Source organism: Desulfitobacterium dehalogenans ATCC 51507, assembly GCF_000243155.2.
In the GTDB taxonomy this organism is placed as follows: domain Bacteria; phylum Bacillota; class Desulfitobacteriia; order Desulfitobacteriales; family Desulfitobacteriaceae; genus Desulfitobacterium; species Desulfitobacterium dehalogenans.
Window position 1 is genome coordinate 20,907 of the sequence record NC_018017.1, and the last position, 24,494, is coordinate 45,400.

Annotated in this window: 22 protein-coding genes, 1 tRNA gene and 1 other RNA gene; 22 read left to right on the forward strand and 2 right to left on the reverse strand. The window is 42.8% G+C overall.

The features are described from left to right. The first annotated feature begins 1 nt into the window (after position 1). The 9 genes from DESDE_RS00110 to DESDE_RS00150 all read left to right on the forward strand — a co-directional run bounded on the left by DESDE_RS00110 (position 2) and on the right by DESDE_RS00150 (position 8,874). Positions 2–676, forward strand: a complete 675-nt coding sequence (locus DESDE_RS00110; protein WP_014792021.1) for an ABC transporter ATP-binding protein — start codon at positions 2–4, stop codon at positions 674–676. Next, positions 663–1,796, forward strand: a complete 1,134-nt coding sequence (locus DESDE_RS00115; protein ID WP_014792022.1) for a YncE family protein — start codon at positions 663–665, stop codon at positions 1,794–1,796. The genes DESDE_RS00110 and DESDE_RS00115 overlap by 14 nt, the downstream gene beginning before the upstream one ends. A 68-nt stretch (positions 1,797–1,864) precedes the next feature. Next, positions 1,865–4,207 (forward strand): molybdopterin-containing oxidoreductase family protein, encoded by a 2,343-nt coding sequence (locus DESDE_RS00120; RefSeq protein WP_041917176.1) that lies wholly within the window; start codon positions 1,865–1,867, stop codon positions 4,205–4,207. A 3-nt stretch (positions 4,208–4,210) separates the two neighbouring features. Next, positions 4,211–4,756: a 4Fe-4S dicluster domain-containing protein gene (locus DESDE_RS00125; RefSeq protein WP_014792024.1), complete on the forward strand. Its 546-nt coding sequence runs from the start codon at positions 4,211–4,213 to the stop codon at positions 4,754–4,756. Between the two features lie 15 nt (positions 4,757–4,771). After that, complete coding sequence (locus tag DESDE_RS00130; protein ID WP_014792025.1) at positions 4,772–5,623, forward strand: dimethyl sulfoxide reductase anchor subunit family protein; 852 nt, start codon at positions 4,772–4,774, stop codon at positions 5,621–5,623. 133 nt (positions 5,624–5,756) lie between these two features. Beyond that, positions 5,757–6,587 (forward strand): FMN-binding protein, encoded by an 831-nt coding sequence (locus DESDE_RS00135; protein WP_014792026.1) that lies wholly within the window; start codon positions 5,757–5,759, stop codon positions 6,585–6,587. A 278-nt stretch (positions 6,588–6,865) separates the two neighbouring features. Next, positions 6,866–7,072 carry a helix-turn-helix transcriptional regulator gene (locus DESDE_RS00140; RefSeq protein ID WP_014792027.1) on the forward strand — a complete coding sequence of 69 codons (207 nt, stop codon included), beginning with the start codon at positions 6,866–6,868 and terminating at the stop codon, positions 7,070–7,072. Next, positions 7,069–7,533 (forward strand): hypothetical protein, encoded by a 465-nt coding sequence (locus tag DESDE_RS00145; protein ID WP_014792028.1) that lies wholly within the window; start codon positions 7,069–7,071, stop codon positions 7,531–7,533. Before DESDE_RS00140 ends, DESDE_RS00145 begins: the two co-directional genes overlap by 4 nt. A gap of 3 nt (positions 7,534–7,536) precedes the next feature. Then, the gene (locus DESDE_RS00150; protein ID WP_014792029.1) at positions 7,537–8,874 is read left to right on the forward strand and encodes a B12-binding domain-containing radical SAM protein; all 1,338 of its coding nucleotides are present in this window, start codon (positions 7,537–7,539) and stop codon (positions 8,872–8,874) included. 45 nt (positions 8,875–8,919) lie between these two features. Here DESDE_RS00150 and DESDE_RS00155 read toward each other — a convergent pair whose 3' ends face one another. Next, a complete protein-coding gene (locus tag DESDE_RS00155; protein WP_014792030.1) occupies positions 8,920–9,681 on the reverse strand; it encodes an N-acetyltransferase in 762 nt (253 codons plus the stop codon). A 156-nt stretch (positions 9,682–9,837) separates the two neighbouring features. Between DESDE_RS00155 and DESDE_RS00160 the strand changes: the two genes are divergently transcribed. The 10 genes from DESDE_RS00160 to DESDE_RS00200 all read left to right on the forward strand — a co-directional run bounded on the left by DESDE_RS00160 (position 9,838) and on the right by DESDE_RS00200 (position 19,544). Continuing rightward, the gene (locus DESDE_RS00160) at positions 9,838–10,008 is read left to right on the forward strand and encodes an aspartyl-phosphate phosphatase Spo0E family protein (protein WP_014792031.1); all 171 of its coding nucleotides are present in this window, start codon (positions 9,838–9,840) and stop codon (positions 10,006–10,008) included. A 121-nt stretch (positions 10,009–10,129) separates the two neighbouring features. Then, positions 10,130–10,223, forward strand: a tRNA-Ser gene (locus DESDE_RS00165). 73 nt (positions 10,224–10,296) lie between these two features. Beyond that, positions 10,297–10,559, forward strand: an RNA gene (ffs, locus tag DESDE_RS20865) — signal recognition particle sRNA large type. Positions 10,560–10,619: 60 nt separating this feature from the next. Next, entirely contained in the window at positions 10,620–12,290 is a 1,671-nt protein-coding gene (gene dnaX / locus DESDE_RS00170; protein ID WP_014792032.1) for a DNA polymerase III subunit gamma/tau, read from the forward strand. Between the two features lie 19 nt (positions 12,291–12,309). Then, positions 12,310–12,642: a YbaB/EbfC family nucleoid-associated protein gene (locus DESDE_RS00175; protein WP_014792033.1), complete on the forward strand. Its 333-nt coding sequence runs from the start codon at positions 12,310–12,312 to the stop codon at positions 12,640–12,642. Positions 12,643–12,652: 10 nt separating this feature from the next. Continuing rightward, positions 12,653–13,249 carry a recombination mediator RecR gene (recR, locus tag DESDE_RS00180; protein ID WP_014792034.1) on the forward strand — a complete coding sequence of 199 codons (597 nt, stop codon included), beginning with the start codon at positions 12,653–12,655 and terminating at the stop codon, positions 13,247–13,249. 89 nt (positions 13,250–13,338) lie between these two features. Then, positions 13,339–13,593, forward strand: a complete 255-nt coding sequence (locus tag DESDE_RS00185) for a pro-sigmaK processing inhibitor BofA family protein (RefSeq protein WP_014792035.1) — start codon at positions 13,339–13,341, stop codon at positions 13,591–13,593. A gap of 460 nt (positions 13,594–14,053) precedes the next feature. Continuing rightward, the gene (gene nifJ / locus DESDE_RS00190) at positions 14,054–17,584 is read left to right on the forward strand and encodes a pyruvate:ferredoxin (flavodoxin) oxidoreductase (RefSeq protein ID WP_014792036.1); all 3,531 of its coding nucleotides are present in this window, start codon (positions 14,054–14,056) and stop codon (positions 17,582–17,584) included. Between the two features lie 243 nt (positions 17,585–17,827). Continuing rightward, positions 17,828–19,219, forward strand: a complete 1,392-nt coding sequence (locus DESDE_RS00195) for a reductive dehalogenase (RefSeq protein WP_014792037.1) — start codon at positions 17,828–17,830, stop codon at positions 19,217–19,219. A 13-nt stretch (positions 19,220–19,232) separates the two neighbouring features. Further along, positions 19,233–19,544, forward strand: coding sequence for a hypothetical protein (locus tag DESDE_RS00200; RefSeq protein ID WP_014792038.1), 312 nt, complete (start codon positions 19,233–19,235; stop codon positions 19,542–19,544). Between the two features lie 106 nt (positions 19,545–19,650). Here the strand turns inward: DESDE_RS00200 and DESDE_RS00205 are convergent, their stop codons facing one another. Beyond that, complete coding sequence (locus tag DESDE_RS00205; protein WP_242831293.1) at positions 19,651–20,262, reverse strand: Crp/Fnr family transcriptional regulator; 612 nt, start codon at positions 20,260–20,262, stop codon at positions 19,651–19,653. A gap of 183 nt (positions 20,263–20,445) precedes the next feature. Between DESDE_RS00205 and DESDE_RS00210 the strand changes: the two genes are divergently transcribed. The 3 genes from DESDE_RS00210 to DESDE_RS00220 all read left to right on the forward strand — a co-directional run bounded on the left by DESDE_RS00210 (position 20,446) and on the right by DESDE_RS00220 (position 24,492). Then, positions 20,446–22,518: a reductive dehalogenase gene (locus tag DESDE_RS00210; RefSeq protein WP_014792040.1), complete on the forward strand. Its 2,073-nt coding sequence runs from the start codon at positions 20,446–20,448 to the stop codon at positions 22,516–22,518. Positions 22,519–22,552: 34 nt separating this feature from the next. Then, positions 22,553–23,758 (forward strand): FMN-binding protein, encoded by a 1,206-nt coding sequence (locus tag DESDE_RS00215; RefSeq protein ID WP_014792041.1) that lies wholly within the window; start codon positions 22,553–22,555, stop codon positions 23,756–23,758. Between the two features lie 251 nt (positions 23,759–24,009). Then, entirely contained in the window at positions 24,010–24,492 is a 483-nt protein-coding gene (locus tag DESDE_RS00220) for a demethoxyubiquinone hydroxylase family protein (RefSeq protein WP_019849106.1), read from the forward strand. Positions 24,493–24,494: the final 2 nt, after the last annotated feature.

The window sequence follows — 24,494 nt, forward strand, 5'->3', positions numbered from 1 at the left end:
TATGAGCCTTTGCAGACTTGAAAAGGTCAGTAAATCCTACAAAATGGGTGAAGTGGTTTGCCCACTCAATGAAGTCTCACTGACGGTTGAAAAGGGTGATTTCCTAGCCATCGAAGGCCCTTCCGGTACAGGCAAAAGCACTTTGTTGTACATCATGTGTGGCTTATTGATGCCTACAGGGGGAGAAGTTTTCTTAAAGGATCATCATCTTAGAAGCTTGTCAGATGCCAAAGTGACTGAGCTGCGAAGAGACCTTGTAGGATTTGTGTTCCAGGAAACTAATCTTTTTCAAGCCTTAACAGTGGAAGGCAATTTACGGTTTGTCCAAAGTGTAGGTAAGGATAGAAAACCGGATGAAGCAAAAATTTCTCGCTATTTAGAAGAATTAGGACTGAGTTCAAGGCGAAATTTTCTACCTAACCAACTAAGTGTCGGACAGCGTCGAAGACTGATTGTGGCCAGGGCATTAATCAACGACCCCCAGCTTGTCCTGGCCGATGAGCCGACGAATGACTTGGATGAGATGTGGGCAGGGAAGATTATGTCTCTTTTGGCTGGGGTCGTAGAACGTGGTGGTGCTGTGGTTATGGTTACTCATAATTCCCACTGGGCAGAAAAAGCTAATAAACGCTATCTTATGCAAGAAGGAAGGCTTGTGAAGCATGATCAAGCATAACAAAATAATCCTATTATTGCTTTTAGTAATTTCACTAGCATTGACTGCCTGTGCCCAACCAGTAAGTAAGACAGAACCGGTTCAGAGAGAAAAGATTGCCCAAGCTCCCGCCAAGGATCCTGCTGATGAGCAAAGGGAGATGCCTAAGGAAGCGCTCTATGTCTGCCGATACACAACAAACCAGGTAGCAGTAATAGACTTAGCAACCGGTGAAATAGTCAAGGAAATTCCCGTTGGGGCTAAGCCCATGGCTTTATTAAAGTCGCCGGATGAAAAATATATTTACGTAGCCAATAGCGGCTCCGGTGATGTCTATAGGATAAACACTTCAACTGGAGAGATAGAAGCTAAGATTGCTATTGGTAATCAACCGGTGGCAATGGCGATTAACTCAACCGGCGAAGTCCTCTATGCCCTTGATTATTACTTAAACAGAGTAAGTATTGTTGATTTAAGTATTCGTTCAATGATAGGCTTTTACCCTTTAAATACTTTTGGGTTCGAAGAAAGGATCGAGCCACCAGATTGTTGCAATGATATATTCGGAGAGCCACTGGGTGCCGGCCGCAAGCCCTCAGCTATAGTGCTGGATGAGGCAAAAGGAAAGATTTATGTTGGGAATATGGGTACCTGGGATATCGCAGTTATTGACCTTCAAGAGGAAAAAGAAGTCGCAACCTTTGACGCTACTTTTGGAATTAATGAGATGATTCTTAGCGGCACGGATAACAAATTATATGTTTCTGCCGCCGGTAATGAAATAGATATCAATGATTTTATCTTAAGCATGGAATTGAAAGGGGGTGGTAATGTAGACAAGCTTAAAGTCGGTGGGAAGCCGGTTAGTATTACCTCTTCTGCAGATGACACCGTTTTATATGTGGTTACGGAAGAAGAAGCAAAATGTGTTGGGCTAGACACTGAGTCGGGTCGGGTTATCGATAATTGCCCATTAAGCGGTCAGCCCGGGGATATAGTTCTTTCGAAAGATGGAAGAAAGGCTTATATTGCTAATTTGCTGGAGGGCACCGTTTTTGTAGTAGACACCAGTAACTATACAATTTTGGATACTATTCAGGCCGGTGTGACACCGAAAGCTCTTGTCTATGTCAATCATTAGCACGCTTTTATGTCCAATAATTTTGTCCTAGTAACACAGTAAAAGAAATTAAGGAAAGGGGAATGGTCATGACAACTGAGAATAAAAGAAAAGAAGCCACAAAAATCTCAAGACGTACCTTTATCAAAGGTTCCGGTGCTGCGGCAGCTGCAGTTACTCTTGGTAGTGCGGGAATAGTTGGTACTTGGGCTGATGTCGCAGAAGGAGCTCCGGTAGATCTAACAAATGCTAAAACATTCACTTCCAGCTGTACCATGGAGTGCCTGCACCATAACTTAAAAGGTTATGTAGTAGACGGAAAACTAGTGAAAGTGGAGGCTAATACAGATGATCCTACAAAAGCCTGCTTGAGAGGTTTGAGCCGGGTGCAATGGGTCAATCATCCCGACAGAATCAAAATGCCAATGCTGAGAACCGGTGAAAAAGGTGAGGGCAAATGGAAAGAAATTAGTTGGGACGAAGCCACCGATCTAATCGTAACCAAGATTAAAGAAACTCAAAAGGAACTGGGTAACCAAGGGATAGCCTATAAGGGTGGGTCCGGTAACTTTGGTCAATTAGTCAATCCACTATCAGGTGCGTTTTTTAATTACCTTGGGGGATCTACTCCATTTGTCGGATCTTTATGTTGCCAAGTAGTAACGACGACCATGCCACCCATGCTTGGTTCCCGTTACGAAGATACCAGAGATACCATTCAAGATAGCAAATACATCCTGGTTTGGGGAACAAACCCGGCAGTAACCATGCAATCATACATGTATAGATATATGGACGCTATGAGTAATGGTGCCAGAATGGTTACGATTGATCCGCGCTTTAGTGAGACAGCAGCTAAATCCGACGAGTGGATACCGATTTTGCCGGGTACCGATGCAGCACTCGGTCTAGGTATGTTAAAGATTATTATCGAAGAGAAGTTATATGATCTTGATTTCTTACAGAATCATAGTAGTGTTCATTTCTTGGTAGATAAGGCTACCGGAGATCAGGCTAAAGCAGATGATAACGAAACAAGTTATCTGGTATATGATGAAATTAGCAAAAGCATAGTGGCCCATGATGCAAAAGGAATTTCTCCGGCTCTCAGCGTGGCAAACACCGAAATTTCGGAAAAATATACCACAGTATTTGACCTGATCTATGAAGAGACGAAGATCTGGACCCCAGAAAAGGTTCAAGAAGAGACAGACGTTCCGGCTGAAACCGTGATTCGCCTTGCACATGAATATGCAACCATCAAACCTGCCATGATGATCACCAACATGGGTGGTTTCCAACGTACCGAATACGGATCCTATGCAGTAGGCATTCAATTCTACCTTTCAGTTTTCACGGGTAACTGGGGTAAACCAGGCAATGGTGTTTGTGATGCGGGCGGGGTACAAACTAATCTTAAGATTAATGCTCCCATCAAATCCCCAAAACCTCAAGGCGAGTTCGGATCGATTCCATCACCAAAACTTGGTGAGTATCTTTTAGCCGACAAGCCCAATAAGATCGGCTTCCTCTGGGTAATGACGACAAGCTTAATGACCCAGTTCCCCAATACCAATGCCGTAAAAGCAGCCTTAAAGAAGATTCCTTTCGTGGTAGTCGTGGATAGCTTGATGACTCCTACGGCTTTATATGCGGACCTGATATTGCCCAACACCACCGTATTTGAGTATACAGATTTGTTAGCCAATAACCGCAGCCATTATGTCCAGCTTATGGAAAAGGCGGTTGAACCACCGGGTGAAGCAAAATCCGATTTGGAGATCTTTACTATGTTAGCTAAAAAGTTGGGTTTCGGTGAAGCCTTTGATAAAACTCCGGAAGAGTTGATCGAAGTATGTCTTGAAGGCACAGGCATTACCCTAGAACAGTTGAAGCAAGGGCCAGTGCTGGGGACCCCTGATCCATATATACCCTACAAAGACGGTATATTTAAAACACCGACCCAAAAAGCTGAATTATATATGCCAATGTGGAAGTCAAAAGGCTTTAATCCAGTTGTTACCTACATCAGACCCAACGAATTTATCCACGGGGATAAAGAGTTGGCTGCCAAGTACCCACTGATGGCTGTACAAAGAAAAATCAATCGTACTATTCACTCTACCTTTGGTAACTTACCCTGGATTTTGGAAACCTGCGGTGATAAACCACATGTGCTTATTCATTCGGAAGATGCTGCAGCTCGCGGTATTAATGATGGAGATCGGGTAGTAGCCTTTAATGACCGTGGCGAACACAAATGTGTTGCTATTGTTAAAGACCACATTAAGAAAGGCATCGTAGCTTTGGAAAACGGGTGGTGGGAACAACACGGCGGCAGCAGCAGCTATGTAACAAGTGACTTTGTCGAACCACTTGGTGGTGGCCACAGTTGTAACAATACCTTAGTAGAAATTAGGAAGGAGGCGTAACCCATGGCTAAACAAGTTGGCTTCTATATTAATATGGCAAACTGTTACGGATGCCAAACCTGCATGGTAGCATGTAAATCTGAGCAAAAAACTGCTCCCGGTGTTCAATGGCGTAAAGTCCGTAAATTCGATACCGAAAATCCTGCCTCCCATGCAACTATTTCAATGGGATGCAACCATTGTAAGAACCCGCAGTGTTTGCTTAACTGTCCGGCCGGTGCTTATACCAGATTAGATAATGGCATAGTTTACCAAGATCATAGCAAATGTATCGGCTGTAGGATGTGTGTCATGGCTTGTCCCTATGGTGTCCCTCAGTATGACCCGGAAGAGGGTAAAACCAGTAAATGCAGTTATTGTAAAGAACGTATTGAACAAGGCTTAGAGCCTCGCTGTGTAGAAGCTTGCCCCGGGGGTAACCTGGTTGCCGGCGATATTGAAGAATTAAAGGCTAAATATTCCGGAGTTCAAGAACTACCCATAACACCTTCTGCAAGCATCACAAATCCGGCTATTATCATCAATCCTGCGAAAGCATTTAAAAAATAGAGAGGAGGGCTTTAAATGGGCACATGGGAATTCCCATTAGTATTATTCACTGTTCTTGGTCAATGGGCTATCGGCTTAGCCCTAACTATCACACTAGTAGAATATATGTTTTCCTCAGATTTAGATGAAGCTTCCTTGAAAAAATTAAGGGTGGGCGGTATCTCTGTTTTACCATTAGTAGGTCTAGGTATAATCTTTTCCGTATTCCACTTAGGCCAGCCCCTTAGTGCTATGAAAGCTATTAGCAATCTTGGAGTTTCCAAATTAAGTATGGAGATTCTGGCCTTCGTGATTGTAGGAGTTTTGGCTCTTATCTACAGCTATATGTGGTGGAAAACACCGGCTAGTTCTTCCAAAAAAATAGTGGGTCTACTTCTTAGTGGTGTTGGTTTAATAGCAATAGTAATTTCCAGCAAAGTCTATGCCTTACCTGCTAGATTAGCATGGAATTCTTGGCAAACTACAGCAGCCTTTGTTCTTACAGCTTTACTTTTAGGATCTGTATCTGTAGCTTTCCTTCTAAGTAAGATTGAAGGGGAAGCCGGTCAGAAAGTTAGAAGAACACTGGGTATCTTCGTTATAGCTGCTGTTGTACTTGTGGGTTTGGTACTGGGGTCCTTCGCTCAAACCTATGGTACATCGGCTGAACAATCTGCCGCAGTTGCAGCAACCTTTGCTTCATTTTTCTTCGCTGTGCGCTTAATGATCGGTATTCTACTTCCCATGGTATTTGCAGGAGTATTTATCGCTAACCAAAAATCCAGCAGTACATTTGCTGCTTTAACCCTGGTTGGAGTGGTTCTCGGGGAGGTAACAGGACGTATTCTATTTTATTCTTCTGTAATGGGACAATATCCCTGGTTCTAAAATTTTAAACTAATAATCACTCTAAAAAAATAATAACCAACAACTTTGAAGTAAAAGGCTTTCTTGGTTGTTGGTTATTATTAATTTTTTTGCCCTTTGAATGATTAAAAAAATAATTCTCGGGAGTATAGCTATGATAGGTTTTATTCTGGATTATGTATTTGGTTGGCTAGCAGTTCTAATTGGAATTTTTTTGATCTCGAAGTATTTATTCCGAAAACTAATACCCAAAGTTCAAGGGGAAAAGCGTTCCCGGTTGGTTGAAATTAATAGATATCTAAAGACCCCTCATATAGTCTTAGGCTTTGTCCTTATTGTCATAAGCTTAATTCATGGGGCACATTCTTCTGATCCGGTGCTAAGTGTGAATATCGGCACCTTAAACTGGTTAGTGACGATTGCCTTAGGCATCAGTTGGGTTTGTAAGAATTTAAAAACTAAATGGCTACCTATACATCAAGCTTTAACAATTCTTTTTGTAGTAACCCTCGTTTGGCATATTGTTGATGTCGGAGGTATTAATATTTTTCGAATACTATCCGAAATGAATAGTGATGTTACCTATGAAGCAATGGTAGAAGAGCAGCAAAAGGAAGACAACACCAGTAATAATACAAGTTCTAATCCCGCCCCTAACCAAGCTGATTTACCCTATTATTTTTCTTTTAAAGGGCTAGAGCTGGCCAATGGAACCTATATAACTGAAAGTACCGGTTATAGTCCCGGGTTGAAATTAGAGGTCACCATTGAGGATAATTTCGTCAAGAAGATCAAGATTCTGCAGCATTTTGAGGTGGATTCCAAATACTACAAAGAGGCCATGCTTGTAATTCCGGCTGCAATTTTAAAGCAACAAACTTTAGAGGTTGATGCGATTACCGGTTCGAGCATGACCTCCATAGGCATTATTAAGGGAGTCAGAAAAGCGGTATTGGATTCAATAGAAAAATATAATGAGGAATAAATCGGCGATTAAGCTTTTTTAATAGCACTGCCTACAAGGAGGGGGATTTTAACGTGTTCCCCCTCTTTTGTAGTGTAAAATGCCCGGTTCCAGAACCGAAGTCTCCGATCTCTCCCGCGACGGCCAAGGACTGGAGGGGAATAAAAGATGTACCCTTTGGAGCATTTTCCTAGCTTAAGCACTTTTTTATCTATGGTGTAAGGTTAACTTGACACCATACCGCCGATCTGCTATTTTTAATGTAAGGTGTACCTGACATCATAGCAGGGGGTAATGCCGTGCAAAATAATGTAAAGCGTCTCCGGGAAGAGCGTGGACTAACTCAAAAAGAGCTGGGTGAGCATGTGGGAGTTTCACGACAGGCCATCAATGCCATAGAAACAGGCAAATTTGATCCATCCATTTGGCTGGCGTATGATCTGGCGCAATTCTTTGGTGTAACCATTGAGGCGCTGTTTCTGTTCAAAGAGGAGGATAGGAAATGAAGCATTTTCTCAAAAACCCGGCAGTCAATGCGATAGGATTAAGCCTATTTACCGCCTTCTACGGGTTAATCTTTATTGTTACTTCCGGACATCTTGAATTTGAAAATCTCTTATATTACAACCGGGCAACGGCCATTCATCCCTTTTGGACCGGCTGGAGCAATTTTCTGGCTTCCGGACATCACGCATACATTGCTTATGCCTTAATAGGGATAACCGTACTGGTTGTACTTATGCTGATCTTTCGCCGTCATCACTATGATGAGTACCACACAGCCTACCTTATCCAGTGCCTTGCAGTAGCTGCCATCCTTACACTTGCCGCCATTGCCGGATTTTATCTGATGATATTGAGTGAGCCTAACGGCATTGTCGAAAAGTTTACTCTGTTCATCGTCATACACTGGACAACGGTAGTGCTGGCAGACCTGGTTTATGTGCTGGTATGCAGATGGAGATAGGATATGAGAATCGTACTGATTCAACCTAAAATGAATAAAAGGCCTATGGATACTGATTTGAAGACTCGTATGGCTCCTCCTTTGTCACTGCTTACGCTGATGAGTCTTACACCTGAGGGTCATGAAGTGATCATGGTTAATGAAAATGTGGAGAAAATAGATTATCACTGCGGTGCGGAGATGGTCGGCATCACCATAACTTTGGATGTCATGCCCAGAGCAGCAGAGATTGCGAAAAAATTCCGCCGACTGGGAATACCTGTGGTGGCAGGCGGAATTCACGTTACGAGCAGTTCGGATGAGTGCAGCGGATATTTCGACGCTGTTTGTATCGGCGCTGCCGAGCGGGTATGGGCATCTATGATAGAAGATGCTGCACGGGGCAGGCTTCAGCAGGTTTATCATGACATGGCGGATTTTCGGGGAGATGAGATTGTCCCTCCGGCCTACAACAGAATCGATAAAAGCCGCTACCTCTATACAAACGTTATCACCACAAGCCGCGGCTGTCCCAACCGATGTGACTTCTGCTATAACAGCTGCCAAAACAGGATGTATATCCGTCGCCCTGTCGAGGATGTGCTCAGGGATATCGAATTCCTGGGAACCCGGCATATCCTTTTTATTGATGATAATTTTATCGGTGTGCCTTCCTACACTTGTGAATTACTTAATAAGCTGCGGGGAATGGACCTTAAATGGAGTGCGGCTGTGACCACTAAAATAGCCGACCATCCCGATTTGCTGGATCTAATGGCTGAGACGGGTTGCCAAAGTCTTTTTATCGGCTTTGAATCAATCAATAACTCGTCTTTACATGGGGTAAATAAGGACAATCACTTTGAGAAATATGAAAAGCTTGCCGCAGAAATTCACAGCCGAGGCATTATGATCAATGCCAGCATGGTATTCGGCCTGGACGGGGATGAACCGGATGTTTTTCAGAGAACACTGGATTGGCTGGTAAAGAATAAGATCGAAACCCTGACTTCCCATATTCTCACTCCATACCCCGGCACAGAGCTATATCGCCGAATGAAAGATGAAGGACGAATAACTGATCATGAGCTGTCAAAGTACAATACGGCTCATGTAGTATTTCAACCTAAAGGCATGACAGCGGAGGAATTGTACGAGGGTTACCTTTGGATATACCGGGAGTTTTACTCCTTTCCCAATATATTGCGCCGTATGCCGGAGCATAGAGCACAACGAAAATCTTATCTCTTATTTAATATTTTTTACCGCAAATTAGGCCGGTTCACATCGGCACTGGCGCGGATCGTCCCTATGGGGGCGGTAGGGCGGCTAGCGGCAAGAATCTCCTATAGGGTAAAATGACATGATAGGTCCAGCGGAGAGATAAAGATATCTGATACCCTGAACTCAGCAAATTTTCATTTTGATTAAAAGCTTGTCGAAGCTCTTTTCGGAAAGTATCTCGTTGGTAATAAATTTGCCGTTATAAAAAAGGGCATAGGTGGTAAATGGATTGGGTGCCTTTTGTCCCTGTTCCGTTGTATCAAGTTTAATGGCTTGAACAGCAAACCCTTTTGATGTTAGATGATTTATAAGGATCGGGACATATTTTTCAGTATGGGGACATTGGTTTGTATAATAGATAACCCAGCCTTTATGATCAATAAGGTCGTTTTTCACAAACTCTTTGAATTGGGGAATGTTTGCTTGGGCACTGAAGGGAAGATAGAGCAGTTCATAATAAGGAACCGCTTTATCTGCTATTTTAAAGCCTTTGTATTTCAGATACTTGGGATCAGAGAGAAAGGGCATTTTCTTCTCCGTAGATAAAATAACAATCCCCTCTTTCCCTTTTTCCTTTGAATCATTGATGCAGCGTTCCAGTAATAAATTAGCATATCCCTGACCTTTGTACTGTCCGGAAACCCAGAAGCAATTAATGAACATATAGTTATCGGCCACAATAGGGCACCACGCTTTTTCTGCAGGAATATATTCGATAAAAACTTTTCCACGTACATCTAATTTATCGAAGACCAATCCCTCGGATAAGCGTTTTCTGAGCCAATCTTTTTTTGATGAAACCCCGGATTCTCCTTTTTTATCGGTAATTGCACAGCAAATATGTTCGGAATCCAGATTGTCCAATGTTAATCTTTTAAACTCCATAAATTCCACCTCACTCCCATGGTTAATATTCGTCAGGACTACCCGCTTTCCTTGCTCTTATCGACATTTATTTACCTTATTATGGATTTAATTTCGTTGTTATTTGCATGTGAATCGATTAAAATCTTCTTGAAAGCAATTTCGGGAGGAATTAATGTGGAAAAGAGGTTATTAAAGAAGATTGAGGTGCTTCGTAGAAAATTGTATCGATATGCTACGACACGCAGCTTAGTTGATGATGAGGTCGTAGAGTTAAGTCAAGAGCTGGATCATCTTTTGAATCAATATCAGCGTTTGGATAAGTACAGACAGATGTCTTTTTGGTGATTTTACTGCTTATTCCATTGGCGGAAATATTATTTTATTCGTCTTTTATTGACATGTCTCTAATGTTAGCTTATAATAAGCTTCGTCACCAAATTTCATAGTCTTTTGACAAGACGAACACGGAGAGATGGCTGAGCTGGTCGAAGGCGCTCGCCTGGAAAGCGAGTACATGGGGTTGACCTGTGTCGAGGGTTCGAATCCCTCTCTCTCCGCCATAAGCGCATTTTAGCCAAGTTTGATTCGTTTCGTATTCGACTTTGGCTTTTTATTTTGTTATAATTGATTTGGCCGTGCTAGACGGGGAGGTAGCGGATCCTTGTACTCGCAACCCGCTTTAGCGAGGTGGAACTCCTGCATGAGGGCAGCGTTTGTGGAGCGGCCGGGGCTAATTGTGATGAGGTCTGGGTCTTGCGCAACAGAGCACTTCGAACCGTGTCAGGTCCTGACGGAAGCAGCACTAAGGAGCAAACTCTGTGTGCCGCAAGGTCGCCTAGGCTGAGCAGTGAATCTCGGATTCGTCCGGAAGCGTCTGTTCGAGTAAAGGTGCACGGCCTTAAATATTATCATAAAGGTGGTCTAGTACCATCTTTTTTGCGTAAGGTGGGAGCCCAATGGCTTATTTGGCCTTATACCGCGAATGGAGACCGAAGAATTTTAAAGATATGGTAGGGCAGGAGCATGTCACAAAGACGTTGATGAACGCTCTCGTGCAGAGTAAAGTAGCTCATGCCTACCTTTTAAGTGGACCGAGAGGGACTGGTAAGACCACTACAGCGAAGGTCTTGGCCAAGGCTTTAAATTGTGAGCACCGGGATGGGGTTGAGCCTTGCAATCAATGCCCTTCCTGTCTGAGCATCGATCAAGGAAGCGCGATGGAAGTCTTTGAGATCGATGCAGCTTCCAATCGGGGAATTGATGAAATCCGTGATTTACGGGATAAGGTTCGCTTAAGTGCCGGAGAAAGCAAATATAAGGTTTATATTATTGATGAAGTTCATATGTTGACTACCGAAGCCTTTAACGCCCTTCTCAAGACCCTGGAGGAACCCCCTGAGCGGGTGGTGTTTATTCTGGCTACCACGGAAGTCCATAAAATCCCCTTAACCATTCTTTCCCGGGTTCAACGCTTTGAATTCCATCGGATTTCCTTGGAGCAAATTTACAAACATTTAGATAAAGTATGCCAAACTATAGGTCGGGACGTGGATTCAGAAGCCCTCCAGATTATCGCCCAAAAATCTGAAGGGGGGCTGAGAGATGCTTTGAGCATTTTGGATCAGTGCCTCCTGCTGGATGGGAAGCTGGGAGTGGAGCAGGTCTATCAAGTCCTGGGAATGGTAGGGGAAGAATTCAGCGCCAAACTTGTGGATCACCTCTTGGCTAGAGACTATGCCAAGACCTTAGGTTTTTTAGGGGAAGGCATAAATCAAGGGATGGATCCCAGACAGATTATCCGCGAACTGTTGGATTATCTGCGGCAAGCTTTGCTCTATACTTCAACTCAAGCCTTCCCTCATATTGCGCCCCATCTTAAGGAGCATTTGGCTTTTCAATGCGAAACCATTGGACTCAAAACCCTATTGCAATGGATAGGAATTCTGCTTCAGGGAGAAAGTCAGTTAAAATATGCTGCTAATGCCCGTTTAGCGGCGGAACTTCTTTTGGTTCAAGTGATTTATGACTCCGGGCCCAGTTATGGCAAGGAATCTCCACAAGTTCTGGAACGATTGCAGGAATTAGAGGAGGAGATCAAGAACCTTTCTTCAGGGAAGAGTCGCAAAGAAAGTAAAGTAGAATCACCCAAGAAGGCCGAGGAGAGAAGTTCCGACCTACCGAGTCATAAAAAGCATGTTGAGTCTCCAGTCCAGGATAAACCTGTAAGTACCCAAGAAGGCAAAGATAGTTCTTCCCTGTCCTTTCAGGATGTCCAAGGGCATTGGGGAGAGGTTTTAGAGCAAGTAAGAAAACGCAAAAAATCCACCCATGCTTTTTTGATGGAAGGTAAGCCCGTTGAATTGGATGGAGATACTTTGGTTATCGTATTTAAAGAAGGTTTTTCTTTCCATCGCGATAAGGTCAATCAGAAGGAAAACAGGGAAACAATCGAAGAGGTTCTCGGGAGTCTATTTGGCAAAGCCTATGCTTTGCAAAGTCTGTTGGAAAATGAATATGTAAAAGGCAACAAGGATTCAGATCAAGCTGAGAAATCAAAGGAGAATCCGATGGTCAAAAAAGCAGCTGATTTATTTGGATCGGATTTATTGATTGTTCAAGAAGAATAGTGTAAGGAGTGTAGTTGAAATGGCATTTAAAGGCGGCGGTATGGGGAATATGAGCAATATGCTTAAACAAGCTCAGAAGCTCCAGGAAGAAATGGCGAGAGCTCAAGAGGAGCTTAAGACTCGCACAGTTGAGGCATCTGTAGGCGGGGGCGCCGTTCAGGTTGTGGTCAATGGGAAAAATGAACTGGTAGAGCTGAAGATTAAACCGGAAGCTGTAGACCCTGATGATGTGGAGATGCTGGAGGATTTGGTCAAAGCCGCAGTCAACGAGGGCTTGCGTAAGGTGGAAGAGCTTGTATCCTCAGAAATGGGCAAATTAACCAATGGTTTGAAAATTCCCGGTCTCTTCTAAGTGAGGAACTATGGATTTTTTAAATTATCCTGAACCCCTTGCTGATTTGATTGCGGGTTTATCCCGCTTACCTGGGATTGGACCCAAAACGGCAGGCCGCTTAGCTTTTTATCTTCTGCAGCAACCCCAAGTGGCCGAGAATTTAGCAGAAACCATTATCAAGGCTCAGCAAGAAATCAAGCAGTGCTCTCTATGCTGCAACTATACGGATCATGACCCTTGCTCTATTTGTACCGGGGAGAAAAGGGATGCTTCCCTTCTCTGCATTGTGGAGCAGCCCCGGGATGTGGTTTCTTTAGAGAAAACAAGAGAATTTAAAGGGCTTTATCATGTCTTGCATGGCGTTATATCCCCTTTGGAAGGGATCGGGCCGGAGCAGCTCACGATTCCTAAGCTCTTAGGGCGGTTGGAAGGAATCAAGGAAGTCGTCATGGCCATGAACCCAACGGTAGAAGGAGAAGCTACCGCTATGTACTTATCCAAGCTGCTTAAGCCTTTAGGAATTAAGGTGACGCGTATCGCCCATGGTTTACCGGTGGGCGGAGATCTGGAGTATGCCGATGAAATTACCATTGCTCGTGCTTTAGAAGGCCGTCGCCAGATATAAAGAGTGGTTCTCCAAAAATTAAGGTCAATAGTTCTTCTTTATCCATTTTCTGCATAATGTGGACTAGTAGTGGTAAAGGAGGACTCGTCATGACCTTAATTTTTTTGGCATTATTCATTCTATTGATCGCTTTAGTGGTTAAGAGCAGCTTAGGTCAACCTAATAAGTTCTTAAAGGCTGGGATTCATATCCTGGGGGGAATCGTAGGCTTATGGATCTTTGATTTAGTTTTGAGCGTAGTAGGATTCGGTATTCCCATTAATGTATTTACCATAACTTTGGTCGGCCTTTTGGGATTTCCGGGAGTCGTGGCTTTAGTGGGCCTACAGGTCTTAGGCATTTAAAAAGCTGGGGATTCTATTTTTTTCTACTATATTTAGAAATTATCCAAATTTTAGAGAAGATCTGGTTTTTAAATGTGATTCGTTTCATTTATTGCGAGTTTTTTACAGAATTATGGCTCTAGCTCCATTTTACGTCTTGACGGATTTATCCGGCTGAGAGTATACTGATACTGACTGCAGGGGACGTTTCGGTCTAGGTACCGAAATAGTTCCCTCAATGCATTTTTATAGAATTTTTGCGAAAATTTAATCATTTAGATCCCGAAATTTTAAAAATTCTAAATAACACTTGATTGATACTTGCTATTTATTAATAGTAATTTTATTTATATGTCTAATATAAGAATAATCCTTTTTTTCTTATATTTATTCATTCTTTTTGTATGGGCAAGGTTTGGGTGAAAAAAGAATTTCTTTTCTAACCCTTTTATTAAATTATCTTTTTAGGAGGATGTACCAAATGGCAAAAATGAAGACAATGGATGGTAACGAAGCTGCTGCACTGGCGTCGTATGCGTTTACAGAAGTAGCAACCATCTTCCCGATCACTCCCTCTTCAACCATGGCTGAATTGGTAGATGAATGGGCTGCCCATAACAAGAAAAATATTTTTGGTCAACCTGTCAAAGTTGTTGAGATGCAATCTGAAGCAGGAGCTGCCGGTGCAGTTCACGGGTCCCTCCAGGCTGGTGCTCTTACCACCACCTACACAGCTTCTCAAGGTTTGCTCTTAATGATTCCGAATATGTATAAAATCGCCGGCGAGCTTTTGCCCAGCGTATTCCATGTTAGTGCTCGTGCTTTAGCTACTCATGCGCTTTCCATTTTCGGTGATCATCAGGATGTTATGTCCGTACGGGCTACCGGTTTTGCTCAATTGTCTTCACATAATGTTCAGGAAGCTTTAGACCTCGGCTTTATTGCCCATTTAGCCACAATCAAAGCCAAAGTTCCTTTCCTTCACTTCTTTGATGGATTCCGTACATCCCATGAAATTCAAAAAATCGAAGTGACAGATTATGATGATGTGGCAAAACTCTTAGACCGTGATGCTCTTCAAGCTTTCCGGGATAATGCTTTGAACCCTGAGCGTCCTGTTCTCCGTGGTACTGCCCAAAACCCGGATGTCTATTTCCAAGGCCGTGAAGTATCGAATCGTTATTATGATGCTGTTCCTGATATTGTAGCCCATTATATGGACGAATATGCTAAGATCACCGGCCGTGAATACCATCCATTCCAATACTATGGTGCTGAAGATGCTGAGCGTGTGATCATCGCCATGGGTTCTGTCTGTGATACAATTGAAGAAACTGTGGATTATTTAGTAGCACAAGGTGAAAAAGTGGGCGTGGTTAAGGTTCACCTCTTCCGTCCTTTCTCTACCAAATATCTGTTCAAGGTTCTTCCTAAGACCGTTAAAACTATCGCAGTTCTTGACCGGACCAAAGAGCCTGGCTCCACCGGTGAACCTCTCTATCTGGATGTTAAAGATTCCTTCTACAACCATGAATTAAAGCCTGTTATCGTGGGCGGACGTTATGGTTTAGGTTCTAAAGATACGACTCCTTCCCAAGTACTGGCTGTTTACAAGAATCTTGCCCAAGCTGAGCCTAAGAATGACTTCACCATCGGTATCGTGGACGATGTAACCTTCAAATCTTTACCGGAAGATGAAATCATCAACACTGCTCCTGAAGGCACTATTGCTTGTAAATTCTGGGGATTAGGCTCTGACGGTACCGTTGGCGCCAACAAACAAGCGATTAAAATTATTGGTGACCACACCACTATGTACGCTCAAGCTTATTTCCAATACGATTCGAAGAAATCCGGTGGTATCACCATTTCCCACGTTCGTTTTGGTAAAAAACCCATTAAATCCCCTTACTATGTATCCGATGCTAACTATGTTGCCTGCCATAACCAAGCTTATGTTGGTCAATATGATCTGACCAAAGGTCTGAAGAAAGGCGGCTCTTTCGTCCTGAATTGCCAATGGAAGCCTGAAGAATTGGAAGAAAAGCTTCCTGCTTCTATGAAGAAATTCATTGCTAAAAATGATATTAAACTCTACATTATTGATGCAGTCTCTATCGCTCGGGAAATCGGCTTAGGTTCCCGCATTAATATGATCATGCAATCTGCTTTCTTCAAGCTTGCTAATGTTATTCCTGTAGAAGAAGCGATCGGCTATCTCAAGGAATCCGTAGTCAAAACTTATGGTCGAAAAGGCCAAAACATTGTTGATATGAACAATGCTGCTATTGATCGTGGAGTGGATTCCCTGGTCAAGATTGATGTTCCTGCATCCTGGGCTGATGCTGCCGATGCACAAGCTGAAGCCGCTGCCACTGTGGATCTTCCTGATTATGTGGCTAACATCCAAAATGTCATGAATGCTCAAGAAGGAGACAGCCTTCCTGTCAGCGCTTTCGTAGGCCGTGAAGACGGAACGGTACCTGTAGGAACTACCGCTTACGAAAAACGCGGTATTGCTGTGGTTGTGCCTGAATGGGATGTTGAAAAGTGTATTCAATGTAACCAATGCTCTTATGTATGTCCTCATGCGGCTATCCGCCCATTCTTGCTGAATGAAGAAGAAGTTGCCAATGCTCCCGAAGGCTTCGTGACCAAGAAAGCCCTCGGTAAAGAAGCTGAAGGCCTCCAACTTCGCGTTCAAGTGAGCCCGCTGGATTGCACAGGCTGCGGAAACTGCGCCGAAGTATGCCCAGCTAAAGGCAAGGCCTTGGTCATGAAGGATTCGGCTGAACAGACTGCCGAGCAGGCCGGTAATTGGGAATATGCGCTGACCGTATCCAACAAAGCCGAGCGCTTTGATATTACTACCGTCAAAGGCAGCCAATTTGCACAACCTCTCCTCGAGTTCAACGGCGCTTGCCCAGGATGCGGAGAAACAGCTTATGTTAAGCTCCTCACCCAACTTTATGGAGATCGCATGATGATTGCCAACGCTACCGGATGTAGCTCCATCTGGGGTGGTAGTGCTCCTTCCGTACCGTATACTGTCAATGCTAAGGGACAAGGTCCTACCTGGGCTAACTCCCTCTTTGAGGACAATGCTGAGTTTGGTTACGGTATGTATCTTGGCGTTCGTCAACAACGGGAAAAACTGGTTCTGTTGATGCAAGAAGCTTGCGAAACTGAAATCAGCGGCGACATGAAGGAAGCTTTCCAAGAGTGGATCGCCGGTATGGATGATGCAGATGCTTCTAAAGCTGCAACGGTTAAGGTTCGTGCGGCTCTGGACGCTTACGAAGGCGATAGCGCTTTGATTGCCGATATTAAAGGCAGAAAAGATCATCTTGTTAAGAAATCCCAATGGATCGTCGGTGGAGACGGTTGGGCTTATGATATCGGTTATGGTGGTTTAGACCATGTCTTAGCTTCCGGAGACGATGTCAATATCCTGGTTATGGACACTGAAGTGTACTCCAATACCGGTGGTCAATCTTCCAAGGCTACACCTCGTGCCGCTGTTGCTAAGTTCGCGGCTGCTGGTAAGAAGATCCGCAAGAAAGACCTGGGTATGATGGCTATGAGCTATGGCTATATCTATGTAGCTCAAGTAGCTCTTGGCGCTAATATGGCTCAAACCATTAAAGCGATGAAAGAGGCAGAAGCTTACAAAGGACCTTCCATCATCATTGCTTATGCTCCTTGCATCAACCATGGACTGAAGTCCGGTATGTCGAAGAGCGTTACCGAAGCGAAGAAAGCTGTAGAGGCCGGTTACTGGCATCTCTATCGCTTCAACCCCGATCTTGAAGATCAAGGTAAAAATCCTTTCACCCTCGATTCCAAAGAACCTACAGCTTCCTTCCGTGACTTCCTCATGGGCGAAGTTCGTTACACCTCCTTGATTAACACCTTCCCGGAAACTGCAGAAGAACTCTTTGAAGGTGCCGAGAAATATGCGAAGGTTCGCTTGGATTCCTACAAACGCTTAGCAAGTTACAAATACGAATAAGATTCATGCTATATGGCAAAAAGAGCGGGCTGGTCCCGCTCTTTTTTGATTGATCGGAAAGTATAAGTTTTTAGGGTCTCCCTTTACTTGCACGTTGGTATGATAAAGTATCAGTTTATGGATTTACCTTGCCGAATCTTGAGAAGGTCAGTCCCTTGTACGTATATGTAGTCTAGACTACTTTTTCTATATGTTATTTTAGTAGTGTATGGGATTTTTTTCACGTATAAGGAGGTTTTTATAATGGATAGTGAAAAGGAAAATACTCTAGATCAAAAGGAGGAGAAGCGAAGCGTTGGAATAAGTCGTAGGAACTTCTTTAAGGCATCAGGAATTGCGGCTGGAGTAGCTGCTCTGGGGTTGGTCACTAAGAGTCAGCCGGTTTATGCTGGACAGGAGTCAGAATCTGCAATAGTCAATTTTGCAGTCCAAGAAGTCGATCAGTCACCTTATAATTTGCCCCCGTTTGCCAACGCAGAAAATTTAAAGCGTTATGAACTGGGCAAAAATGCCTTCTACAGTAAGGAATTATCAATGGACAAGTTTGGAGGCAACCCTTGGCATATTGAGGCAGAAAAATATATCGTGAAGTTTATTAAAGAAGGCGTTCCTGGTTATTCACTTATGGACAATGCCTTTTATGATGCTGCTTGGGCTAGTTACAAAGGAACACCGCTCTTTTCTTGGGAGCCTCTGGGAGTTAGCAATATAAAAAGAGCTGAAACGGTAGGTAAATGGGAAGCTACCCCGGAGCAAAACAATCGATATATAAAAAAGGTTGCTAATGAATATGGGTCTGGAGACACGGGAGTCGCTGTTTTAAATGAGCAATGGTTCTTAAGCCAAGATGAAAAAGGTAAACCATACGTTTTCTCTACAGAGCATAGCAAGCCTACGATTACTGAAGAAGCCTACTATATCCCCAAAACCATGAATAGAGTCATTGTTATGTTGGCGCCTATGAATCCAAACATGTTAAAGTATGCACCGACGACTTTATCAGAGGCTACCGTAGGAACCGAGTACTCTCAGATGGCTGAAAGCGCAGGTAAGATGGCCGAATTTATTAGGGGCCTAGGTTATAATGCAATCCCTATGGGGAATGACGCTTCCTTAAGTGTACCTATAGCTATTGATGCTGGTCTTGGAGAGTTGGGCCGTCATGGACTTCTGGTACATCCGGAATATGGTAGTTCAGTTCGGATATCTAAAGTATTGACGGATCTTCCTATTGCACCTGATAAACCGATCAGTTTTGGAGCCGCAGAGTTTTGCCGCACATGTATGAAATGCGCTGAGGCCTGCCCTTCTGAGTCTATATCCAAAGACAAAGATCCCTCAGATAAAGTCGCTTGCGCCTCTAACAACCCAGGTATGAAAAAATGGTATGTTAATACATGGACATGCCTGAATCAATGGGTGGAAAATGGAGGGGGATGTAATATCTGTCTATCTGCTTGTCCTTACAATAAACCAAAAACCTGGATTCATGATGTAGTAAAAGGAGTTTCAGCTAAGACAACTGTATTTAATAGTACTTTTGCTACGCTAGATGATGCACTAGGATATGGTACTCATGATAAGAATCCAAAGGAATTTTGGGATTCCGATAAAAATGTCCCTAAATGGTGGTAAGGAGGGTACTATAATGATAGTGTTAACATGGTTAATAGGTATTTTAACAGGGATTGGTTCTTTGGCACTTTACCAAAACATTAAAGCTGGAAAATTAAGTGTGAAAGCATATCAATGGGTTATCATAGCAATATGGTATTTGTCAGGCCTTTTTGTTCTGGGATTTATCGGAACCAGTCTTGCTGAAGGAGAACCTCAAGCTGCCGGAATGGCAACACTGATTTTCGGGGGATTGTTCCTGATTTTCTCCATTTTGGTCTACAGATTTGTCTTTTACAAGCCGGTTCCCGGTACAAGTAAGAATACGCCAAAAGAGGCAGTTTAAAAAAATAAGGGAGGACCAATCGTTGGTCTTCCCCTGTATTGTTTTACAGCTTGTAAGTTCGAATCTTGAAACATATAATATGTGCTTTTTGGTGCTAAAATAGATATTAACAATCCTTTAAAGAGTACATTTGCAGTAATGAAAGGTCATTGATCGTGTACTGATTGCCTCTTACATCAAGCAATCCCATTAGCTTTAAGTTTTTAATTATCTTAACGGTTGTAATCCTATTGATCCCCAGCATATCGCTGATAAATTGCTGACTGGTTCGGAACGTGATTTTAGGATTATCCTTGTCCATTTTGCCTTCATAAAAAGCCAACTCTATAAGGAGATCACATACCCGTGTCTCAGCATCTTTAAAACAAGTATCTTCAAGTTGAGCCACTAAGTTTCTCGCTTTTTTACTTAATGAAGAAAGGATATATAAATTAAATTCCGGATATTTACGCAAGGCCTCCTGGAGATCCGATAAGGTAAGATGTAGTAGCTCTAAATCTTCGATGGCTTCTACGTAAAATCCAGTCTCCCCTTTTTCAAAGATAGAGAAATCTCCTACAATATCACCAGATTGAAGGATAAACAGGATTTTTTCGCGTCCTTCCTCAGACATGACGTATTGCTTGGCTTTACCGCTTAATAAGAAGTAAACATCTTCAACCTGATCATCAGCATAAATTAGAATTTCCCCTTGGTTATATCTTATTTTCTTACCCACATGTTGGAAAAAGGCTGGCACCCTATTGGAATCTATATAAGGAAAGTGATTAGGCTTAGCTTCCATATTGGTCAACACCTCGCTTTCCAAAAAAAATCTTCATTATAATTTTACCATATTCTCACCAAAATTTCAGGTGAACCCTAAGTTGGTTATTTCCTTTGGAGATGGGAGGGATTTCTGATGATCATAGAGCATAGTAAGGCGCCCATAGTATTGGCAAAAGATTTTAGGCGAATGCAGCAAAAGGAGATAGTCACCATTCGTGGATTTTGGGATTCGCAAGTCATTCCAATTCGGCAGCGAATAAGGGAAAATAAATACAAACAAGGTGACGGTTCAGAAGGATTTACAGTGATTGATAGAGCACTGAATATCGCTGCCTGGTCAACCTGTTATGAATATGCTCCGAAAAATGAATACGGCTGCGCGAATTCCGGTTTGTATGCCTGGGATGAAGAAAAGAGTCGTCAGAAGGCAACCTTTACTGATTTAAAGGAGGCTTCCCTGATCGTCAAGGATGCTGCTAGGTTCCTGGGTGCGAGTTTGGTGGGTATAGCTGAATACGATCAAAAATGGGTATATTCCACTTGGTACGATTTTTCTACAAAAGAAAGTATTCCTGCCGAGTTTCCGTTTCCAGTTAAGAGTGTTATCGTCATAGCGGTAGACACTGATTATAGGGGATGCCTTACGTCACCCTCCTTAATTTCCAGTGCTGCCACAGGACTTGGCTATTCTAAAATGGCAGAAACAGCTAGAAAAATGGCAACATTCATTCGTATGCTTGGCTATAATGCTATTCCCAGTGGGAATGATACCGCCATAAGCATTCCTCTTGCAATACAGGCAGGACTCGGTGAATTGGGCCGAAATGGAATGCTCATTACCCCAGAATATGGCCCGAGAGTAAGACTTCTAAAAGTATTGACAGATATGCCCTTGCAACCAGATAAACCCATCACTTTTGGAGTGAGTCAGTTCTGCATGAAGTGCAAAAAGTGTGCTTATTCTTGTCCAACGGGTGCTATTCCCTTAGATTCCAAGCCTACAATGTACGGGGACTCTATGTCTAATTGCGATGGGGTATTAAAGTGGTATACCGATCCTGAAAGATGCTATAAATTTTGGGCACTAAACGGAGCAGAGTGCAGTAATTGTATAGCTTGTTGCCCATATAATAAATGGTCCAGCTGGCATCATGGTTTAACCCAGAGATTGAAAGAATCCATAAGGGACAAGCCCTCCGTGAAGAAGGCTGAGAAGAACGATAGTGGCATAGAGAAGAACACTGTTCCATCAGAGCCAGGAACTTCAATGGCGGACCAATCTTCAAAAAAACGAGAATACAACATAGTTGATTATGCCATCTGTAAAGCAGCAGCGGCAATTAGTGATTATACAGCAAAAGATAACTGCTTCGTAATTCATGAACAAGATTTATGTGAATGGAGTAGCAAACACAATCAGAGTAAGATGAAATTTCAAGACGCTACACAAGCTTCCTTTATAGTAAAAAGAGCCGCCATGTTTTTAGGTGCTAACCTAGTCGGCATAGCCGATTATGACAAGCGATACATGCATAGTGGCTTATCCTTCGAGCCTAAAAGTGTGATTGTAATGGGCTTCGTCATGAAAGATGAAACCCGCTATATAAACTCTTCGATAATAGCTACCGCTTCAACGGGCCTTGGCCATTCTCAAATGGCAGGAACTGAAAAAAAAGTCGCAACATTTATTAGGGAATTAGGCTTCAAGGCTAAACCCTGCGGCGATGAAACTGTACCCAGTATTCCTTTAGCAATAATGGCTGGATTAGGTGAATGCGGTAGAAATGGACTACTGGTTACCAAGGAGTATGGGCCAAGAGTTCAGTTGTGTAAGATATTTACGGATCTGGATTTAGAACCCGACATACCAATAGCTTTTGGATTGAAAGATTTTTGTGTTTCCTGTGCCATCTGCTCCGAGGTATGTCCGGCTCATGCTATTTCTAGTTCTTCGAATGGTTCTGAATTTGATAAGAGCGTCGATACCGAAAAATGCTATCGATACTGTGTTGAGAATAATACAAAATGTTATAAGTGTATTATTTCTTGTCCCTACAATAAGTACACAAGTTGGGCTGATGAGCTAACTGAATCTATGGCAAATCTGTCTATGGTTTCCTCAAAAAATAAGCCGGAGCCAGCACTTGGTTTCAAAAAATATATTATTAATGAAAATATTTTAAAAACTTGGTGGAAGAAGGAATAAGTTTTAATATTCGCTAAGGAGAAAAAGGTTTAGAATGAAAAAAAAGTATTTGCTATTTATGTCGTTGTTAATTCTTGCTGCCAGTGTAATAGTTTATAAAGTACAGGCAGGTGGAGATTACCTGCCCAAGATGAGAGAAATGGCTGGACAGGGAAGTGAAGTAAAGCAACTCGCAGGAGAGATCTATGAAGCTTCACAACAGGGAGAGATTATTGGTTACTTCAATTTGCAAAGTGCAATTGGCTATGCCGGTCCTGTGGATGTTTTGGTTTTCATCGACAAAGAGGGTCAGCTTAAAAAGCTGGAGATTGTTCAGCAGACTGAGACTCCTTCATTTTTTAATAAAGTTATGTCTGTAGGATTCGTGGATAATATCCTTGGTAAAAAAGCAAATAGCCAATTTGAACTTGGTCAGGATTTAGATGGCGTAACCAATGCCACGTTTACTTCCAGGGCAATAGCCGAAGCGGTACGCAAGGCTTCTCATACGATAGCAATGACTCAATTAAATATGGAGGTACCGCAGACAACTAGTTTGAAACTATCCTTAGAGCATTATTTGCTTTTGGGACTCCTTTTTGCAGTGTTTTTGTTTCAAAAATTCAAACTGAATAAATTAAGGAATGTAACTCTTATCGCTGGTTTCCTCTTAATAGGTTATTGGCAGAAGGCACTTCTTACGTTAGGTAATATTGCCTCAGTAATCTCCGGGAATATATCTTGGCAGAATATGCCTTTCTGGTTAATCTTGCTTATTGGAGTGTTCGCTCTGATCCTCATTACTGGACGCAATCTTTATTGTTATTGGATATGTCCCTATGGAGCTCTGTCTGAATTGTTGGGGGCGTTCGGGAGGTTTAGCCGAACGAGTTACAAGCCCTGTGAAAGAAGTATAAAAAGATTTAAACATCTACGTTTATTCTTAGCTTGGATTGCTTTAGTATTTGCTTTTTTGATGATGAACCCGAGTATCAGCAGCTACGAGATCTTTGCTCCGCTTTTTGCTTGGGAGGGAACTGCAGTCCAGTGGTTAATGCTGCCGGTTATGCTGTTTGCCGGAGTATTCATCTTGCGGATCTGGTGCCGGTTCTTTTGCCCAGTAGGAGGAATTTTGGACTTTTTAGTAACTTGTAGAAGGAGTTGTGTTCAATGGATAGACAGCAAGGTAATGAAAAACAAGTTGAGTCAAAAACAATTGAGACAAATTCAGTTGGAACCCGGCCATCAGGAAAAAGCTTAATCTTTGATGGATTTGTCATGTTCTGTACCATACTCATTCTTATAGCTCTACTCCAGAATGCGGAGCTTTTGTAGACATTAACCGATTATAACTTATCCTACACCGCTCATTAACTTCAGGTATGGAATTTATTCGAAGACAAAATGTCCCAGGGAGTCTGGACCGGAGCTCTTTTCAGAAGAATAATTCTTTCTAAGCGGAGTTAAACTATCAGAAATTGTATATGAAAAAGGCTTCTATAAGGAAGGAAGATGGGCATGGAGCGGGAGGATCTGATACGAAGGCTGAATTGGTTCTACAGCTTAGAGGTGAACCAAGTGGAAGTGTATAAGGCGCAAAGCAAGCAGTTTAAAGATCACTATGCAGGGCAAGTCTTTGAGAGAGTGGTCTCGATAGAACAATCCCATGTAGATAATGTGGCCGGCCGCATTATGAGTTTAGGGGGCAACCCTACACTATTAGGAGAAGTGGCTTCTCCCATCATCGGCATGTCCTTAGGTAATTTAATGTCTTTAACCGGTCTGGAGAGGGCTCTTCAGCTGAATATTGAGCTGGAAAGAAAGGCCATGAGTGATTATAAGAAATTGATTAAAGATTTGGTCGCAGGGGGAGAAGACCCAGGCGGGGAATTCTGTACTCAGCTGAAGCATAATTTCATTGATGAACATCTGCATGCGGCGCTATTCGATACCCTAAGGGAAAACTTAATGGAGGACAAGATTGGAGGAATATAAGA

Bases quoted from the DNA above. Each gene is read 5' to 3' on its own strand.
- DESDE_RS00110 (WP_014792021.1), top strand. From the start codon at position 2: ATGAGCCTTTGCAGACTTGAAAAGGTCAGTAAATCCTACAAAATGGGT.
- DESDE_RS00115 (WP_014792022.1), top strand. From the start codon at position 663: ATGATCAAGCATAACAAAATAATCCTATTATTGCTTTTAGTAATTTCA.
- DESDE_RS00120 (WP_041917176.1), top strand. From the start codon at position 1,865: ATGACAACTGAGAATAAAAGAAAAGAAGCCACAAAAATCTCAAGACGT.
- DESDE_RS00125 (WP_014792024.1), top strand. From the start codon at position 4,211: ATGGCTAAACAAGTTGGCTTCTATATTAATATGGCAAACTGTTACGGA.
- DESDE_RS00130 (WP_014792025.1), top strand. From the start codon at position 4,772: ATGGGCACATGGGAATTCCCATTAGTATTATTCACTGTTCTTGGTCAA.
- DESDE_RS00135 (WP_014792026.1), top strand. From the start codon at position 5,757: ATGATAGGTTTTATTCTGGATTATGTATTTGGTTGGCTAGCAGTTCTA.
- DESDE_RS00145 (WP_014792028.1), top strand. From the start codon at position 7,069: ATGAAGCATTTTCTCAAAAACCCGGCAGTCAATGCGATAGGATTAAGC.
- DESDE_RS00150 (WP_014792029.1), top strand. From the start codon at position 7,537: ATGAGAATCGTACTGATTCAACCTAAAATGAATAAAAGGCCTATGGAT.
- DESDE_RS00155 (WP_014792030.1), bottom strand. From the start codon at position 9,681: ATGGAGTTTAAAAGATTAACATTGGACAATCTGGATTCCGAACATATT.
- dnaX (WP_014792032.1), top strand. From the start codon at position 10,620: ATGGCTTATTTGGCCTTATACCGCGAATGGAGACCGAAGAATTTTAAA.
- DESDE_RS00175 (WP_014792033.1), top strand. From the start codon at position 12,310: ATGGCATTTAAAGGCGGCGGTATGGGGAATATGAGCAATATGCTTAAA.
- recR (WP_014792034.1), top strand. From the start codon at position 12,653: ATGGATTTTTTAAATTATCCTGAACCCCTTGCTGATTTGATTGCGGGT.
- DESDE_RS00185 (WP_014792035.1), top strand. From the start codon at position 13,339: ATGACCTTAATTTTTTTGGCATTATTCATTCTATTGATCGCTTTAGTG.
- nifJ (WP_014792036.1), top strand. From the start codon at position 14,054: ATGGCAAAAATGAAGACAATGGATGGTAACGAAGCTGCTGCACTGGCG.
- DESDE_RS00195 (WP_014792037.1), top strand. From the start codon at position 17,828: ATGGATAGTGAAAAGGAAAATACTCTAGATCAAAAGGAGGAGAAGCGA.
- DESDE_RS00200 (WP_014792038.1), top strand. From the start codon at position 19,233: ATGATAGTGTTAACATGGTTAATAGGTATTTTAACAGGGATTGGTTCT.
- DESDE_RS00210 (WP_014792040.1), top strand. From the start codon at position 20,446: ATGATCATAGAGCATAGTAAGGCGCCCATAGTATTGGCAAAAGATTTT.
- DESDE_RS00215 (WP_014792041.1), top strand. From the start codon at position 22,553: ATGAAAAAAAAGTATTTGCTATTTATGTCGTTGTTAATTCTTGCTGCC.
- DESDE_RS00220 (WP_019849106.1), top strand. From the start codon at position 24,010: ATGGGCATGGAGCGGGAGGATCTGATACGAAGGCTGAATTGGTTCTAC.